Raw genomic sequence first — 14738 nt, forward strand, 5'->3', positions numbered from 1 at the left:
GCCGGACGGCGCCCCGGCCGCGACCGGCACGTCCCGCCCCCCGGCGCGCCGCAGCGCGGCCAGTCCGCCGCCGTGCACCCGGTCCGGCGAGAGCAGCACGGCCGTCACCCCGGCCCCGCGCCGCGCCAGCCGCGCCCCGGCGAACAGCGCGTCACCGCCGTTGTCACCGCTGCCGACCAGCAGCACCACCCGGCTGCCGTAGACCCGGCCCGCCCTCCGGCCCAGGACCTGGGCGCAGGCCGCGGCCAGCCCGGCCGCCGCCCGCTGCATCAACGCGCCCTCGGGAAGCCTCGCCATCAGCTCCCGCTCGGCCGCACGTACCGTCTCAACGCTGTAGGCACTCCGCATACGGCCGAGTCTTCCCCAGGAATCAGCCTTCCGCGATCACCACCGCCGAGGCCACCCCGGCGTCATGACTGAGCGACACGTGCCAGGAGCTGACGCCCAGTTCGGCGGCACGGGCGGCGACCGTGCCGAAGACCCGCAGCCGGGGCCGGCCGCTCTCCTCCAGGTACACCTCGGCGTCCCGCCACTGCAGGCCGGGCGGCGCACCCAGCGCCTTGGCCAGCGCCTCCTTGGCCGCGAACCGGGCGGCCAGCGAGGCGATGCCGCGGCGCTCGCCGCTGGGCAGGGTGAGCTCGCTGTCGTTGAAGAGGCGTTGTGCCATGTGCGGGGTGCGGGCGAGGGCGGCCTGGAAGCGGTCGATCTCGGCCACGTCGATACCGACGCCGATGATGCTCATGGCCCTCAGCCTACGGACGCGCGGCATCCCCGTCGGAGCCCTGGGGAACACCTGGCACCGCACCGGTCCGGACGACGCGCACCACCACGGCGCCGCCGCTGACGCGTTCGCCCCCTTCCACGTCACCGGCACGGAGGCCGAGGTGGTGGCACGCCTCGACCCGGCCCGCGCCTCCCTCCGCGACCCGCCCCGGAGCGGCCGGAGCCACGGCGTCGACCGGCAGCCGCCCCCGGGCACGGACGGGCCGTCCAGGGGGCGCCGAGGCCCACGCCCGCCGTGCCCGGGCACCGTGGCCCGTCCCCGCGGTCCGCGCACCGACCCGGGGCGGACCGGCGCTCCCCGCGACACGCGGACGGCGCCCGGTCCGGACCGGAGTTCCGGGCGGGGGCCCGTCCCCGCCCGGGGTGCCGTCACTCCACCGTGACGGACTTCGCCAGGTTCCTCGGCTGGTCGACCTCGTTCCCCCGGGCCGTCGCCAGTTCGCAGGCGAACACCTGGAGCGGAACGGTCGCCACCAGCGGCTGGAGGAGCGGCGGCGTGACCGGGATCCGGATCAGGTGGTCGGCGTAGGGGACGACCGCCTCGTCCCCCTCCTCCGCGATGACGATGGTCCGGGCCCCCCGCGCCCGGATCTCCTGGATGTTGGAGACGATCTTGTCGTGGAGCACCGCCCGGTCACGCGGCGACGGCACGACCACCACGACCGGCACGCCCTTCTCGACCAGCGCGATCGGCCCGTGCTTCAGCTCGCCCGCCGCGAACCCCTCGGCGTGCATGTAGGCGAGCTCCTTGAGCTTGAGCGCGCCCTCCAGCGCCACCGGGTAGCCCACGTGCCGACCGAGGAACAGCACGGTGTTCCTCGAGGACAGGGAACGGGCCAGTTCCCGCACCGGCTCCATCGTCTCCAGCACCCGCTCCACCCCGTCGGCGATCCCCGACAGCTCCCGCACCTGCTCGCGGATCTCGCCCCCGGACCGGGTGCCGCGCACCTGCCCCAGGTAGAGGGCGACCAGGTAGCAGGCGACCAGCTGGGTCAGGAACGCCTTGGTGGAGGCGACCGCGACCTCCGGCCCGGCATGGGTGTACAGCACCGCGTCCGACTCCCGCGGGATGGTCGCGCCGTTGGTGTTGCAGATGGCCAGCACCTTGGATCCCTGCTCCCGCGCGTGGCGCAGCGCCATCAGGGTGTCCATGGTCTCCCCCGACTGGGAGATGGCGATCACCAGCGCGCGCGGCCCCAGGATGGGATCGCGGTAGCGGAACTCGCTGGCCAGCTCCACCTCGCAGGGGACGCGCGTCCAGTGCTCGACGGCGTACTTGGCGATCAGCCCGGCGTGGAAGGCGGTCCCGCAGGCCACGATCACCACCTTGTCGGTCCCGCGCAGCTCCTCCGGCGAGATCCGCAGCTCGTCCAGCGAGAGCCGCCCCTCGCCGTCGGTCCGCCCGAGCAGGGTGTCCGCGACCGCCTTGGGCTGCTCGGCGATCTCCTTGAGCATGAAGTAGTCGTAGCCGCCCTTCTCGGCGGCGGAGGCGTCCCAGTCGATGTGGAACTCCCGCACCGCGGCGGGACGCCCGTCGAAGTCGGTCACCGTCACCGCGACCGACCCGTCCGGCCCGCCCGTTGCGCCCGGCCTGCCCGGCCCGGCCGGCGCGGCGGTCCCTCCGGGTCGGCCGGAGTCGTCGCGGCACAGCTCGACGACCTGGTCCTGGCCCAGCTCGATCGCGTCCCGGGTGTACTCGATGAACGCGGCCACGTCCGAGGCGAGGAAGCCCTCGCCCTGTCCCACGCCGACCACCAGCGGCGAGTTCCGCCGTGCGCCGACCACCACACCGGGTTCCTCCGCCGCGACCGCCACCAGGGTGAACGCGCCCTCCAGCCGCCGGCACACCAGCCGCATCGCCTCGGCGAGTCCGCCGCACGCCGAGTACTCCTCGGCCAGCAGGTGGGAGACCACCTCGGTGTCGGTCTCCGAGGTGAGCCGGTGGCCGCGTTCCTCCAGCTCGGCGCGGAGCCGCGCGAAGTTCTCGATGATGCCGTTGTGCACGACGGCGACCCGGCCGGCGTCGTCCAGGTGCGGGTGGGCGTTGACGTCGTCGGGCGCACCGTGGGTGGCCCAGCGGGTATGCCCCAGGCCGGTGGTGGCGGCCGGGAGGGGACGCTCGCCGAGTTCCTTCTCCAGGTTGACCAGCTTGCCCGCCTTCTTGGCCACCGCCAGCACGCCGTCGGCGAGGACCGCCACGCCCGCCGAGTCGTACCCCCGGTACTCCAGCCTCCGCAGCCCCGCCGTCACGACCTCCAACGCCGCCTGACGGCCCACATATCCCACAATTCCGCACATGTCCCTCACCCTAGGCCGGGTTCGGGAACCGCGCGTCCGGTCATGGTCCGTTCGGGCCGCCCGGCCCTCCGCACAGCCCGGACCTCCACGCCGCCCGAAGCCTCCGCGCAGCCCGAAGCCTCCACGCCGCCCGAAGCCTCCGGGCCCCGGCCCTGCCCTGACCTGCCCCCGGTGACCACCCCGCCACGCCCCCTAGTGACACACCCCACCCCGCGGCCCGGTCGGACGCCCGTAACAATGGACTGTGATCTCTCCGGCCTCCCCGATGCCCTCAGGCGGCGCCCCCCGGTCCCGGCCGGAGGCAACTCCCTACGTGGACCTGACCCGCCAGGAGTGGAGCGCGCTGCGCGACAAGACGCCGCTCCCCCTCACCGCCGAGGAGGTCGAGCGGCTGCGGGGCCTCGGTGACGTCATCGACCTGGACGAGGTGCGGGACATCTACCTGCCGCTCTCCCGGCTGCTCAACCTCTACGTGCGCTCCACGGACAACCTGCGGTCCTCCCTCAACACCTTCCTCGGCGAGAAGGGCTCCCAGTCGGGGACGCCGTTCGTCATAGGGGTCGCCGGCTCGGTCGCGGTCGGCAAGTCGACCGTCTCCCGGCTGCTCCAGGCGCTGCTCTCCCGCTGGCCGGAGCACCCGCGCGTCGAACTCGTCACCACCGACGGCTTCCTGCTGCCCACCCGCGAGCTCCAGGCGCGCGGGCTGATGGAGCGCAAGGGCTTCCCCGAGTCCTACGACCGCAGGGCGCTGACCCGGTTCGTCGCCGACATCAAGGCCGGCAAGGACGAGGTCACCGCGCCGGTCTACTCCCACCTGATCTACGACATCGTTCCCGGTGAGAGGCTGACGGTCCGCCGCCCGGACATCCTCATCGTCGAGGGCCTCAACGTCCTCCAGCCCGCCCTCCCCGGCAAGGACGGCCGCACCCGGGTGGCGCTGGCCGACTACTTCGACTTCAGCGTCTACGTCGACGCCAAGGCGGAGGACGTCGAGAAGTGGTACCTGCACCGCTTCCGCCGGCTGCGCGACACGGCGTTCCAGAACCCCGAGTCGTACTTCCGCCGGTGGACCCAGGTGTCCGAGGAGGAGGCCCTGGAGTACGCCCGCCGCACCTGGCGGACCATCAACGGGCCCAATCTGGTGGAGAACGTGGCCCCCACCCGCGGCCGGGCCACCCTGGTCCTGCGCAAGGGCCCGGACCACAAGGTCCAGCGACTGCGCCTGCGCAAGCTGTGAGCGCCGCCCGCTAGTCTGCCGCGCATGCTGCACCTGCGACTGATCACACCGGCCGAGCGGACCGACGCGGTGGTCACCATGATCCGCCGGACCGCCGGCTGCACCCATCTGGTCGTCATCCCCGGGGCGGCCCGCGAGCCGGCCGGCGACCTGGTGACGGTGGACGTCGCCCGGGAGGCCGCCGACGAGGTGATCGGGGAGCTGCGCGCGATGGGCCTGGACCAGGAGGGTTCCATCAGCGCCGACAACCTGGACCTCTCCCTCTCCCGGCACGCCGACCGGGCCGAGAAGGAGGCGCCCGGCGAGGGCTCCGACGCGGTGGTCTGGGACCAGCTGGTGGAGGCGACCCACGAGGAGTCCAGCTTCTCCTGGTCCTACGTCGCCTTCCTGTCGCTGGCCACCATGATCGCGGCCTGCGGTGTGGTGCTGGACAACGCGGTGCTGATCGTGGGCGCGATGGCGGTGGGCCCGGAGTTCGGCCCGCTCGCCGGTTTCTGCACGGCCCTGGTCCGGCCGGCCCCGCGCCTGGCCGTCCGCTCGCTCGGGGCGCTGCTGGGCGGCTTCGCGGTGGCGATGGCCTTGACGGCACTGTTCAGCCTGCTCATGACCAGCGTGGGGCTCTTCAGCGCCGAGCAGCTCAACGCCGACCGGCCCAACACGGGGTTCATCTACGACCCCGACCTCTTCTCCTTCGTGGTCGCCCTGCTGGCGGGCTGCGCGGGCATGCTCTCGCTGACCTCGGCCAAGTCGGGGGCCCTGGTCGGCGTCGCCATCTCGGTCACCACCGTCCCGGCCGCCGCCAACGCCGCGGTCGCCTTCGACTACGGCGACTACGGGCAGGCCTGGGGGTCGTCGATCCAGCTCCTGGTGAACTTGGCGGGCATCGTCCTGGCGGGCACGCTGACACTGCTGGTCCAGAAGTGGAGCTGGTCCCGGAAGCTCCGGCGCCACCCCCTCACCGGCACCACGTGACCCGCGGAACGTGAGGAGGGGGCGGAACCGCCGCGCGGTCCCGCCCCCTCCTCACGTCGTCGCGCGGCCGTGTCAGCCCAGCGCGGACTTGACGACGTCGGCCAGCCGGCCGGCCACCGACTCGGCCTGGTGGATGTCGGCCGCCTCGACCATCACCCGCACCAGCGGCTCGGTGCCGGACGGCCGCAGCAGCACCCGCCCGGTGGTGCCCAGCTCCCGCTCCGCGTCCTCCACGGCGGCGGCCAGCTCGGCGGAGGTGGAGACCCGCGACCTGTCCACGTCGCGCACGTTCACCAGCACCTGCGGCAGCCGCTCCATCACCGCGGCCAGCTCGCGCAGCGACCGGCCGCTCGCCGCGACCCGCGCCGCGAGCAGCAGGCCGGTGAGGGTGCCGTCGCCGGTGGTGGCGTGGTCGAGCGCGATGACGTGGCCGGACTGCTCGCCGCCCAGCGCGAAGCCCTTCTCCTTCATCTCCTCCAGCACGTAGCGGTCGCCCACCGCGGTCTGGACGAGCTGGATGCCCTCGCGTTCCATGGCGAGCTTGAAGCCCAGGTTGGACATCACCGTGGCGACCACCGTGTCGGCGCGCAGCACGCCCCGCTCCCGCATCGCCAGCGCGAGGATCGCCAGGATCTGGTCCCCGTCGACCTCCTCGCCCGTGTGGTCGACCGCGAGGCACCGGTCGGCGTCGCCGTCGTGCGCGATGCCCAGGTCCGCGCCGTGCTCGACGACCGCGGCCTTGAGCTTGCCGAGGTGGGTGGAGCCGTAGCCGTCGTTGATGTTGAGGCCGTCCGGCTCCGCGCCGATGGTGACGACCCGGGCGCCGGCCCGCTCGAAGGCGGCCGGGGAGACCCGCGAGGCGGCGCCGTGCGCCTCGTCGAGCACGACCGTCAGGCCGTCGAGCCGGTTGGGGAGCACGCCGAGCAGGTGCGTGACGTAGGTCTCCAGCCCCTCCAGGTGCTCGCCGACCCGGCCGACGCCGGATCCGGTCGGCCGGTCCCAGGGGGCGCCGGTGCTGTGCTCGCGGTAGACGGCCTCGATGCGGTCCTCGAGCTCGTCGGCCAGCTTGTGGCCGCCGCGGGCGAAGAACTTGATGCCGTTGTCGGGCATGGCGTTGTGGCTGGCCGAGAGCATCACGCCGAGGTCGGCGCCGAGGACACCCGTCAGATGGGCGACCGCCGGGGTGGGCAGCACGCCCACCTTGAGCACGTCCACGCCGGCGCTGGCGAGCCCGGCCACCACGGCCGCCTCCAGGAACTCTCCGGACGCGCGCGGGTCCCGTCCGACGACCGCCTTGGGGCGATGCCCCTCGAAGGTGCCCGCCTCGGCCAGTACGTGTGCCGCCGCCACGGAGAGACCGAGCGCGAGCTCGGCCGTCAGGTCCGCGTTGGCGACACCCCGTACACCGTCCGTGCCGAAGAGTCGTCCCACTGGTCCTCCAGAGAAGTGCTACATCAGAAGTACTGCGTCACGGGTGCCGCGCCGGAAGTTCCGCATCATGACGAACGCCACACCCGAGCCCCAATGGGCCTTACAGCACATTGTTCCCTTATATGACTGTCGCCGCTGATAAACGAACGCCCCGGCGGCACAGGATGAGTGCCGCCGGGGCGTTCGGACGTACTGCGGGTCTGCCGTACGTACAGGCAGCGCCGGGTTTAGCGCTTGCTGTACTGCGGGGCCTTGCGGGCCTTCTTCAGACCGGCCTTCTTGCGCTCGACGGCACGCGCGTCGCGGCTCAGGAAGCCGGCCTTCTTCAGCGGGCCGCGGTTGTTGTCGACGTCCGCCTCGTTCAGCGCACGGGCGACACCCAGACGGAGGGCACCGGCCTGGCCGGAGACGCCGCCACCCGAGATGCGGGCGATGACGTCGTAACGGCCCTCGAGCTCGAGCACCTTGAAGGGCTCGTTGACCTCCTGCTGGTGCACCTTGTTCGGGAAGTAGTCCTCGAGGGTGCGGCCGTTGATCTTCCACTTGCCGGTGCCCGGGACGATCCGGACGCGGGCGATGGCGTTCTTGCGGCGGCCCAGGCCGGCGGCCGGCTGGGGCTCGCCGAAGCGGGAGGCCATGGACTCCGAGGTGTACTCGCCCTCGACGGGGACCTCGGACTCGGTGGTGTAGCTGTCGATGTCAAGCTCTTCGAGCGGCTGCTCGGCAGTGGTCTCGGCCACGATTCTCCTCAGATTCTCTTCAGGCTTAGGGGGTGGCCGTACTTACTGCGCGACCTGGGTGATCTCGAACGGAACCGGCTGCTGGGCAGCGTGCGGGTGGTTCTCGCCCGAGTAGACCTTCAGCTTGGAGAGCATCTGACGGCCCAGGGTGTTCTTGGGGAGCATGCCCTTGACGGCCTTCTCGATGGCCTTCTCCGGGTTCTTCGCGAGCAGCTCGTCGTAACGAACCGAACGCAGACCGCCCGGGTAGCCGGAGTGGCGGTAGGCCATCTTCTGGGTCTTCTTGTTGCCGGACAGGTGCACCTTGTCCGCGTTGATGATGATGACGAAGTCACCAGCGTCGACGTGGGGCGCGTAGATCGGCTTGTGCTTGCCCCGCAGGAGGGAGGCGGTGGTGGACGCCAGGCGGCCGAGGACGACGTCCTGGGCGTCAATGACGTGCCACTGGCGGGTGATATCGCCGGGCTTGGGGCTGAACGTACGCACGGTTCGTAGCCTTCGCTATCTTCAGTGAATGGTCCTAGACAAGGTCACCGAAGCGATCACGACAGCCCTGACCGCACTGCGGTGACGCAAACCGCGTGCAGGTCGCTGGTCATCGGCCCGGTGGACCGGTGTAAGGGCCCGTCCCGTGAGAATGAGCAAGCCAATACACAACGAACATGCAGGCTACCCTCCGCCCCGCCCATGGGTCAAAACGCCCGCGCCTCACGCCCGGCGCGGCAGCCCGTCTAGGATGCGCGGCATGAGTTATGGGCAAGGGGGGCCTGGGCCACAGCAGTGGGACCCTTGGACGCCTCAATCGCAGCAGCCGAACGCCGTCGCTCCCGCACCGTGGTCGCAGGGCGGCTCCGGGGGACCCGACTGGGACGCCCTCGCCGAGGCGTCCGCGGCCAAGGCGAAGCGCCGCAGGATCGTCGCCGCGGGCGCCGCGGCCGCGGTCGTCGCGGCCGGCGCCGTCACCGCGGTGCTCCTGACCCGCGGCGGGGAGGAACCGTCCACCGCCGGCGGTTCCGGCGGCGCGTCGGCCTCCACCGGCACGCCCTCGTTCGCGCCGACCAGCGCGCCCCCGCCGCTGGACCCGGAGGAGATCCTCGCGGACTCCCGCAAGGACACCGCTCCGCTCTCCCCCGCCACGCTCCTCCCGGGCAAGGCCGGCGGCAAGCTGACCCTCGGCCAGGCCGTCTACGTCAAGGGCCCCTCCGCGGAGACCGCCGACTGCGCCTCCGCCGCCCAGCACACCCTGCCGGCCGTCCTCAACGCCAACGGCTGCACCAAGATGCTCCGCGCCACCTACACCCGCGACGGCGTGGCCGTCACGGTCGGCGTCGCCGTCTTCGACACCGCCGAGGACGCCACGGCGGCCCGCGGGCAGGCCGACAAGGCCGCCATCATCGAGCCGCTGTCCGGCAAGGGGGTGAAACCGTTCTGCGACGGCGCGGTCTGCCGCACCACCATGAACTCCTACGGGCGGTACGCCTACTTCACCATCACCGGCTTCACCGGCGGCAAGGACGTCACCGCGCAGGACAAGAAGGCCTTCGACGCGGGCGACCAGCTCGCCCACTACACCTTCCAGCAGATCCACCGCCGCGGCGAGGTCCAGTCCACCGCCGCCCCGGCGTCCTGATCCGCACCGGGTCACGGGGGGCGGAGCCGGTTCCCTGTGACCCGTGGCACCCGGACCCCCGCGGGCGACGCGCGCCGCGTGCCGCGCGTGCTCCTGGCACGGCGCGCCACCACGGGCCCCGCGGGCCGGCCGCGGGCCGGTCGCGGGTCAGTCGCAGGTGACGCAGCCCTCGACCGCCGCCGCCCCCGGCAGCGTCCGCCGGTTGCGGGCGGCCAGGTTCCGCGCCGCGAGCTGGTCGTCGGCCGGGTAGCCGACCTCCTCCAGCGTCAGCCCGTGCGGCCGCACCACGTGCACCGCGGAGTCCCGCACCCCGGCGGCCAGCACCTTCCCGGGCCACTCCACCGGCCGGTGCCCGTCGCCGACGAACAGCAGCGCGCCGATCAGCGAGCGCACCATGTTGTGGCAGAACGCGTCCGCCCGCACCGTGGCGGTGACGATCCCGTCGTCCCCGCGCACCAGGCTGAGCTCCTGCAGCGTGCGGATGGTGGTGGCGCCCTCGCGCTTCTTGCAGTACGCCGCGAAGTCGTGCTCCCCCAGCAGCGCCTTGGCGGCCTCGTTCATCGCGGCGACGTCCAGCGGCCAGTCGTGCCAGAGCACGTGCCCGCGCAGCAGCGGGTCGACCCCGCCAGGGGCGTCGGTGACGCGGTAGGCGTAGCGGCGCCAGACCGCGGAGAACCGCGCGTTGAACCCGGGGGGCGCCTCGACGGCCGACCAGATCCGCACGTCCCGCGAGAGCCGGCCGGCCAGCCGCTTGAGCAGCTTCTCCCGGTGCTCGGCCCACACCTCGCCGGGCAGGTCCACGTGCGCGACCTGGCCGCGGGCGTGCACCCCGGCGTCGGTGCGGCCGGCCACCGTCAGCTCGTACGTCGTCTCCCGCGACCGGGTCACGGTGCGCAGCGCGTCCTCGATCTCGCCCTGCACGGTCCGCTTCCCGCCGGCCTGCCTGGCCCAGCCGTGGAAGCCCGTGCCGTCGTAGGACAGGTCCAGCCGCACCCGGACGAAACCGGGCTGTACTTCGTCGCTCACCCTTCGATCCTCTCAGGTACCGGCATGCGAAAGCGGGCCCACCCGGGAAGGGCGGGCCCGCTCTCGTCAGGCGTCAGCCTGGGGCGCCGGATCAGGCGTCCTTGGCGTCACCCTCAGCCGCGTCCGCGGCAGGCTCCGCGGTCTCGGCGGCCTCGTTCGTCCCGGTGGTCTCGGCCTGCTTGGCCTCGTCCTCCTTGACGGCGCGCTTCGTGGCGGCCTCGGCCTCGCCGGTGGCCTGCTGGGCCACGGTCAGGGCCTCCACCAGCTCGATGACGGCCATGGGCGCGTTGTCGCCACGGCGGTTACCGATCTTGGTGATGCGCGTGTAACCACCCGGGCGGTTCTCGTAGCGCGGGCCGATCTCGGTGAAGAGCGTGTGGACGATGCTCTTGTCCGTGATCACCGAGAGCACCTGGCGGCGGTTGTGAAGGTCGCCCTTCTTCGCCTTGGTGATCAGACGCTCGGCGTACGGGCGCAGACGGCGCGCCTTCGCCTCGGTGGTGGTGATGCGGCCGTGCTCGAAGAGGCTCTTGGCGAGGTTCGCGAGGAGCAGCTTCTCGTGCGCGGCGCTGCCGCCCAGACGGGCACCCTTGGTGGGCTTCGGCATTTCTTCTCCTAGGTGTCTGCTCCGGCCGTATCAGGTACCGGAGTCAGTATCCGAGCGGGCGGTCGCCCGTCGAAGATCCGGGACGGACCCGGAAGCGTGAACGGCACCCCGGGGACGGCGTCCCGGAGGGTGCGGACCGCACCCGCGGCGGGGTCCGGGGACCCCGCCGCGGAAGACGGTCAGTACTGCTCGGTCTCGACGAACCCGGCGTCCGAGTCGTCGTCGGCGCCGAAGGCGTCGGCGGCGGCGGTCGGGTCGAATCCGGGCGGGCTGTCCTTGAGGGCCAGGCCCATGCCGGCCAGCTTCGCCTTGACCTCGTCGATGGACTTCGCACCGAAGTTGCGGATGTCCAGCAGGTCGGCCTCGGAGCGGGCGACGAGCTCACCCACGGAGTGGATGCCCTCGCGCTTGAGGCAGTTGTACGACCGGACGGTGAGCTCGAGCTCCTCGATCGGCAGCGCCAGGTCGGCGGCCAGGGCGGCGTCCGTCGGGGACGGGCCCATGTCGATGCCCTCGGCGTCGACGTTGAGCTCGCGGGCCAGACCGAACAGCTCGACCAGGGTCTTGCCGGCCGACGCCATGGCGTCGCGCGGACGCATGGCCTGCTTGGTCTCGACGTCGACGATCAGCTTGTCGAAGTCGGTGCGCTGCTCGACTCGGGTGGCCTCGACCTTGTAGGTGACCTTGAGGACCGGCGAGTAGATCGAGTCGACCGGGATGCGGCCGATCTCCTGGCCGGCCTGCTTGTTCTGGACGGCGGAGACGTAGCCGCGACCGCGCTCGACGGTCAGCTCCATCTCCAGCTTGCCCTTGCCGTTCAGCGAGGCCAGAACCAGGTCGGGGTTGTGCACCTCGACACCGGCCGGGGGCGCGATGTCGGCGGCGGTGACCAGACCCGGGCCCTGCTTGCGCAGGTACATCACGACCGGCTCGTCGTGCTCCGAGGAGACGACCAGCTGCTTGATGTTGAGGATCAGGTCGGTGACGTCCTCCTTGACGCCCGGCACGGTGGTGAACTCGTGCAGCACGCCGTCGATGCGGATGGACGTGACCGCCGCACCCGGGATCGAGGAGAGGAGGGTACGGCGCAGGGAGTTGCCGAGGGTGTAACCGAAGCCCGGCTCCAGCGGCTCGATCACGAACCGGGAGCGGAACTCGTCGACGACCTCTTCGGTCAACGAGGGACGCTGAGCGATCAGCATGCTTGGATCAGATCCTTCTTTCGTGGACGCCCGCTATTTGACGCCCGACGGAACCGCACCCTTACGAAGGCGCGGGTACTGCAAGGATACGGGCGGCACGTCCCCTCACGGAGCCGTACCGCCCGACACCTCAAGCCCTCACGGGCGCCGACTCAGACGCGGCGGCGCTTCGGCGGACGGCAGCCGTTGTGCGGGGTGGGGGTGACGTCCTGGATCGAGCCCACCTCGAGGCCGGTGGCCTGGAGGGAACGGATCGCGGTCTCACGGCCGGAGCCGGGACCCTTGACGAAGACGTCGACCTTGCGCATGCCGTGCTCCTGCGCGCGACGCGCGGCCGACTCGGCGGCCATCTGCGCGGCGAACGGGGTGGACTTGCGCGAGCCCTTGAAGCCGACGTGGCCGGCGGAGGCCCAGGAGATCACGTTGCCGGACGGGTCCGTGATCGAGACGATCGTGTTGTTGAACGTGCTCTTGATGTGCGCGTGGCCGTGAGCGACGTTCTTCTTTTCCTTGCGGCGCACCTTCTTGGCAGCGCCCTGACGTCCCTTGGGGGGCATGTCTTATCTCCTACGGGAGGTGGTCGGTCCTACAGCGAAGACCGTGGACAGTCGTCCGCTGCGGACTACTTCTTGCCCGGCTTCTTCTTGCCGGCGATGGCGCGACGCGGGCCCTTGCGGGTACGGGCGTTCGTGCTGGTGCGCTGACCGCGGACCGGCAGGCCGCGGCGGTGACGCAGACCCTGGTACGAGCCGATCTCGACCTTGCGGCGGATGTCGGCCTGGATCTCGCGACGGAGGTCACCCTCGGTCTTGATGTTGGCGTCCACGTACTCGCGGATCGCGACGAGCTGCTCCTCGGAGAGGTCGCGAACACGGGTGTTCGGGTCGATGCCCGTCGCGGCCAGCGTCTGCTGGGAGAGGGTCCGGCCGATGCCGAACACGTAGGTGAGGGCGACCTCCACGCGCTTTTCGCGCGGGATGTCAACACCGGAAACGCGTGCCATTCAATGGCTCCAGTTGGTTGTCGGAGGTCTGCGGCAGAACCGGCTCCCGCCCGCCGTTCCCCGTCGGTGCACGGGGTCGGTACGGGACGGGTCCCCGGCCTCCGACCGGGGGTGTCGGAACCGATCGAGCGGCTCCGGGTCCTGCGTATGACATTTGCTCGCGTCGCGCGAAGACTCTGCGGAAGCAGAGGGGTGGTCGGTGCGTCAGCCCTGGCGCTGCTTGTGGCGCGGGTTCTCGCAGATGACCATGACCCGACCGTGACGGCGGATCACCCTGCACTTGTCGCAGATCTTCTTGACGCTCGGCTTGACCTTCATGGGATGAGGTTCTCCGGGTCAGTGCCACCACCCGCGGACCGTCCAAGCCGGACGGCGCACGGAGTGCAGGCAGATCTACTTGTACCGGTAGACGATCCGGCCACGCGTCAGGTCGTACGGAGACAGCTCCACCACGACCCGGTCGTCAGGGAGGATGCGGATGTAGTGCATGCGCATCTTGCCGCTGATGTGAGCCAGGACCTGGTGGCCGTTCTGGAGCTCGACCCTGAACATGGCGTTCGGCAGAGACTCGACGACAGTGCCCTCGATCTCGATGGCACCTTGCTTCTTGGCCACGCTTCGCCCTTCGAATCGACTACCTTGATCGACTCCGCGCTGAGCGCATACAGGCATGCGGGTGCACGAGAGCCGACGAGTCAGTCTACGTCAGGCCCTCGCGAAATACGAATCGGGGAAGAATGCCCCATCCGCGTGATCCTTATGCCCGGAACCGGTCACGGAACGCGCGACGCGTTCCCGCACCCGTCGTGGACGGCACGACGCCCCCGCCGCGCACGGCGGAACGGGGGCGGGGCGCCGACGGCGGACGGCGGGCCGGGCGGCCGGCGGCTCAGGCGGCCAGCGGGTCCGGCGCGGCGGTGATGCCGTGCTCGGCCAGCTTGGCGCGGCCGGCGTCCGGAGCGGTGAGGACCAGCGGGCCCTCGTCGGTCAGGGCGACCGAGTGCTCCCAGTGGGAGGACCAGGTGCCGTCCGTGGTGACCACGGTCCAGTCGTCGGCGAGGACCTTCGTCTTCGGCGTGCCCAGCGACACCATCGGCTCGATGGCCAGGCAGAAGCCGGTGACCAGCTTCGGGCCCTTGCCGCGGCGGCGCTCGACGTAGTTCAGCAGGTGCGGGTCCATGTGCATCTCGGTGCCGATGCCGTGGCCGCCGTAGTCCTCGACGATGCCGTACTTGCCGCCGCCCGGCTTCGGCTGGCGGCGGATGTACGTCTCGATCGCGCGGGAGACGTCGACCAGCCGGTTGCCCTGCTTCATGGCGGCGATGCCCGCCCACATCGACTCCTCGGTCACCCGGGAGAGCTCGTGCAGCTCCGGCAGGTGGCCGGAGCCCACGAAGCAGGTGTAGGCGGCGTCCGCGTGCCAGCCGTCGACGATGGCACCGGCGTCGACGGAGATGACGTCGCCGTCCTTGAGGACCACGTCGTCGGAGGGGATGCCGTGCACGACCACCTCGTTGACCGAGGTGCAGATGGTGGCGGGGAAGCCGCCGTAGCCCAGGAAGTTCGACTTGGCGCCGTGCTCGGCGAGGACCTTGCGGGCCACCTGGTCCAGGTCACGCGTCGTGGAGCCGGGGACCGCCGCCTCCCGGGTGGCCGCGTGCACGGCGGCGACGACAAGCCCCGCCTCGCGCATCTTGGCGATCTGCTCCGGGGTCTTGATCTGCACCATGAGCGCTACGGGCCTTTCTCCGCCGTGACCGGCGTGGGGAATCGTCCTGTACGTACATCACCAACGATACGTGTTCCCCG

The 14738-nt window shown here is 71.5% G+C and carries 17 protein-coding genes; 3 read left to right on the plus strand and 14 right to left on the minus strand.

What is annotated here, in order from left to right; genetic code table 11:
- The 3 genes from A2U95_RS08105 to glmS all read right to left on the minus strand — a co-directional run.
- Positions 1-348, minus strand: a 348-nt coding sequence (locus A2U95_RS08105; RefSeq protein ID WP_277350870.1) for an NAD(P)H-hydrate epimerase, incomplete at its 3' end; no start/stop codon positions are given.
- Between the two features lie 22 nt (positions 349-370).
- Positions 371-742, minus strand: coding sequence for a holo-ACP synthase (locus tag A2U95_RS08110; protein WP_166021516.1), 372 nt, complete (start codon positions 740-742; stop codon positions 371-373).
- 410 nt (positions 743-1152) lie between these two features.
- The gene (glmS, locus tag A2U95_RS08115; protein ID WP_166021517.1) at positions 1153-3081 is read right to left on the minus strand and encodes a glutamine--fructose-6-phosphate transaminase (isomerizing); all 1929 of its coding nucleotides are present in this window, start codon (positions 3079-3081) and stop codon (positions 1153-1155) included.
- 244 nt (positions 3082-3325) lie between these two features.
- On the opposite strand from glmS, the gene coaA reads away from it, so the two are divergent.
- Both coaA and A2U95_RS08125 read left to right on the plus strand, forming a co-directional pair.
- A complete protein-coding gene (gene coaA / locus A2U95_RS08120) occupies positions 3326-4318 on the plus strand; it encodes a type I pantothenate kinase (RefSeq protein WP_166021518.1) in 993 nt (330 codons plus the stop codon).
- A gap of 24 nt (positions 4319-4342) precedes the next feature.
- Positions 4343-5290, plus strand: a complete 948-nt coding sequence (locus A2U95_RS08125) for a DUF389 domain-containing protein (RefSeq protein ID WP_166021519.1) — start codon at positions 4343-4345, stop codon at positions 5288-5290.
- A 72-nt stretch (positions 5291-5362) separates the two neighbouring features.
- On the opposite strand, the gene glmM is transcribed toward A2U95_RS08125, so the two are convergent.
- The 3 genes from glmM to rplM form a co-directional block, all read right to left on the minus strand.
- Positions 5363-6721 (minus strand): phosphoglucosamine mutase, encoded by a 1359-nt coding sequence (glmM, locus tag A2U95_RS08130; RefSeq protein ID WP_166021520.1) that lies wholly within the window; start codon positions 6719-6721, stop codon positions 5363-5365.
- A 227-nt stretch (positions 6722-6948) separates the two neighbouring features.
- Positions 6949-7461, minus strand: a complete 513-nt coding sequence (gene rpsI, locus A2U95_RS08135) for a 30S ribosomal protein S9 (RefSeq protein WP_166021521.1) — start codon at positions 7459-7461, stop codon at positions 6949-6951.
- Positions 7462-7503: 42 nt separating this feature from the next.
- A complete protein-coding gene (gene rplM, locus A2U95_RS08140) occupies positions 7504-7947 on the minus strand; it encodes a 50S ribosomal protein L13 (RefSeq protein ID WP_166021522.1) in 444 nt (147 codons plus the stop codon).
- Between the two features lie 259 nt (positions 7948-8206).
- Here rplM and A2U95_RS08145 point away from each other — a divergent pair, with 259 nt between their 5' ends.
- Positions 8207-9091 carry a hypothetical protein gene (locus A2U95_RS08145; protein WP_166021523.1) on the plus strand — a complete coding sequence of 295 codons (885 nt, stop codon included), beginning with the start codon at positions 8207-8209 and terminating at the stop codon, positions 9089-9091.
- Between the two features lie 147 nt (positions 9092-9238).
- Here A2U95_RS08145 and truA read toward each other — a convergent pair whose 3' ends face one another.
- The 8 genes from truA to map all read right to left on the minus strand — a co-directional run bounded on the left by truA (position 9239) and on the right by map (position 14658).
- A complete protein-coding gene (gene truA / locus A2U95_RS08150; protein WP_166021524.1) occupies positions 9239-10117 on the minus strand; it encodes a tRNA pseudouridine(38-40) synthase TruA in 879 nt (292 codons plus the stop codon).
- Positions 10118-10208: 91 nt separating this feature from the next.
- On the minus strand, positions 10209-10724 hold the full coding sequence (gene rplQ, locus A2U95_RS08155) for a 50S ribosomal protein L17 (protein WP_166021525.1): 516 nt from the start codon (positions 10722-10724) through the stop codon (positions 10209-10211).
- 179 nt (positions 10725-10903) lie between these two features.
- A complete protein-coding gene (locus tag A2U95_RS08160) occupies positions 10904-11926 on the minus strand; it encodes a DNA-directed RNA polymerase subunit alpha (RefSeq protein WP_151771761.1) in 1023 nt (340 codons plus the stop codon).
- Positions 11927-12078: 152 nt separating this feature from the next.
- Positions 12079-12483, minus strand: coding sequence for a 30S ribosomal protein S11 (rpsK, locus tag A2U95_RS08165; RefSeq protein WP_003956432.1), 405 nt, complete (start codon positions 12481-12483; stop codon positions 12079-12081).
- A gap of 65 nt (positions 12484-12548) precedes the next feature.
- Positions 12549-12929 (minus strand): 30S ribosomal protein S13, encoded by a 381-nt coding sequence (gene rpsM, locus A2U95_RS08170; protein WP_166021526.1) that lies wholly within the window; start codon positions 12927-12929, stop codon positions 12549-12551.
- Positions 12930-13133: 204 nt separating this feature from the next.
- Positions 13134-13247, minus strand: a complete 114-nt coding sequence (rpmJ, locus tag A2U95_RS08175; RefSeq protein WP_003998809.1) for a 50S ribosomal protein L36 — start codon at positions 13245-13247, stop codon at positions 13134-13136.
- 75 nt (positions 13248-13322) lie between these two features.
- The gene (gene infA / locus A2U95_RS08180) at positions 13323-13544 is read right to left on the minus strand and encodes a translation initiation factor IF-1 (protein WP_004927214.1); all 222 of its coding nucleotides are present in this window, start codon (positions 13542-13544) and stop codon (positions 13323-13325) included.
- 274 nt (positions 13545-13818) lie between these two features.
- Entirely contained in the window at positions 13819-14658 is an 840-nt protein-coding gene (map, locus tag A2U95_RS08185) for a type I methionyl aminopeptidase (RefSeq protein WP_166021527.1), read from the minus strand.
- Positions 14659-14738: the final 80 nt, after the last annotated feature.

This window comes from Streptomyces chilikensis (assembly GCF_001642695.1).
In the GTDB taxonomy this organism is placed as follows: domain Bacteria; phylum Actinomycetota; class Actinomycetes; order Streptomycetales; family Streptomycetaceae; genus Streptomyces; species Streptomyces chilikensis.

What these genes read in the sequence shown, in the direction of transcription:
- A2U95_RS08110 (WP_166021516.1), bottom strand. Translation starts at nt 742, where the DNA reads ATGAGCATCATCGGCGTCGGTATCGACGTGGCCGAGATCGACCGCTTC.
- glmS (WP_166021517.1), bottom strand. Translation starts at nt 3,081, where the DNA reads ATGTGCGGAATTGTGGGATATGTGGGCCGTCAGGCGGCGTTGGAGGTC.
- A2U95_RS08125 (WP_166021519.1), top strand. Translation starts at nt 4,343, where the DNA reads ATGCTGCACCTGCGACTGATCACACCGGCCGAGCGGACCGACGCGGTG.
- A2U95_RS08145 (WP_166021523.1), top strand. Translation starts at nt 8,207, where the DNA reads ATGAGTTATGGGCAAGGGGGGCCTGGGCCACAGCAGTGGGACCCTTGG.
- rplQ (WP_166021525.1), bottom strand. Translation starts at nt 10,724, where the DNA reads ATGCCGAAGCCCACCAAGGGTGCCCGTCTGGGCGGCAGCGCCGCGCAC.
- A2U95_RS08160 (WP_151771761.1), bottom strand. Translation starts at nt 11,926, where the DNA reads ATGCTGATCGCTCAGCGTCCCTCGTTGACCGAAGAGGTCGTCGACGAG.
- rpsK (WP_003956432.1), bottom strand. Translation starts at nt 12,483, where the DNA reads ATGCCCCCCAAGGGACGTCAGGGCGCTGCCAAGAAGGTGCGCCGCAAG.
- rpsM (WP_166021526.1), bottom strand. Translation starts at nt 12,929, where the DNA reads ATGGCACGCGTTTCCGGTGTTGACATCCCGCGCGAAAAGCGCGTGGAG.
- rpmJ (WP_003998809.1), bottom strand. Translation starts at nt 13,247, where the DNA reads ATGAAGGTCAAGCCGAGCGTCAAGAAGATCTGCGACAAGTGCAGGGTG.
- map (WP_166021527.1), bottom strand. Translation starts at nt 14,658, where the DNA reads ATGGTGCAGATCAAGACCCCGGAGCAGATCGCCAAGATGCGCGAGGCG.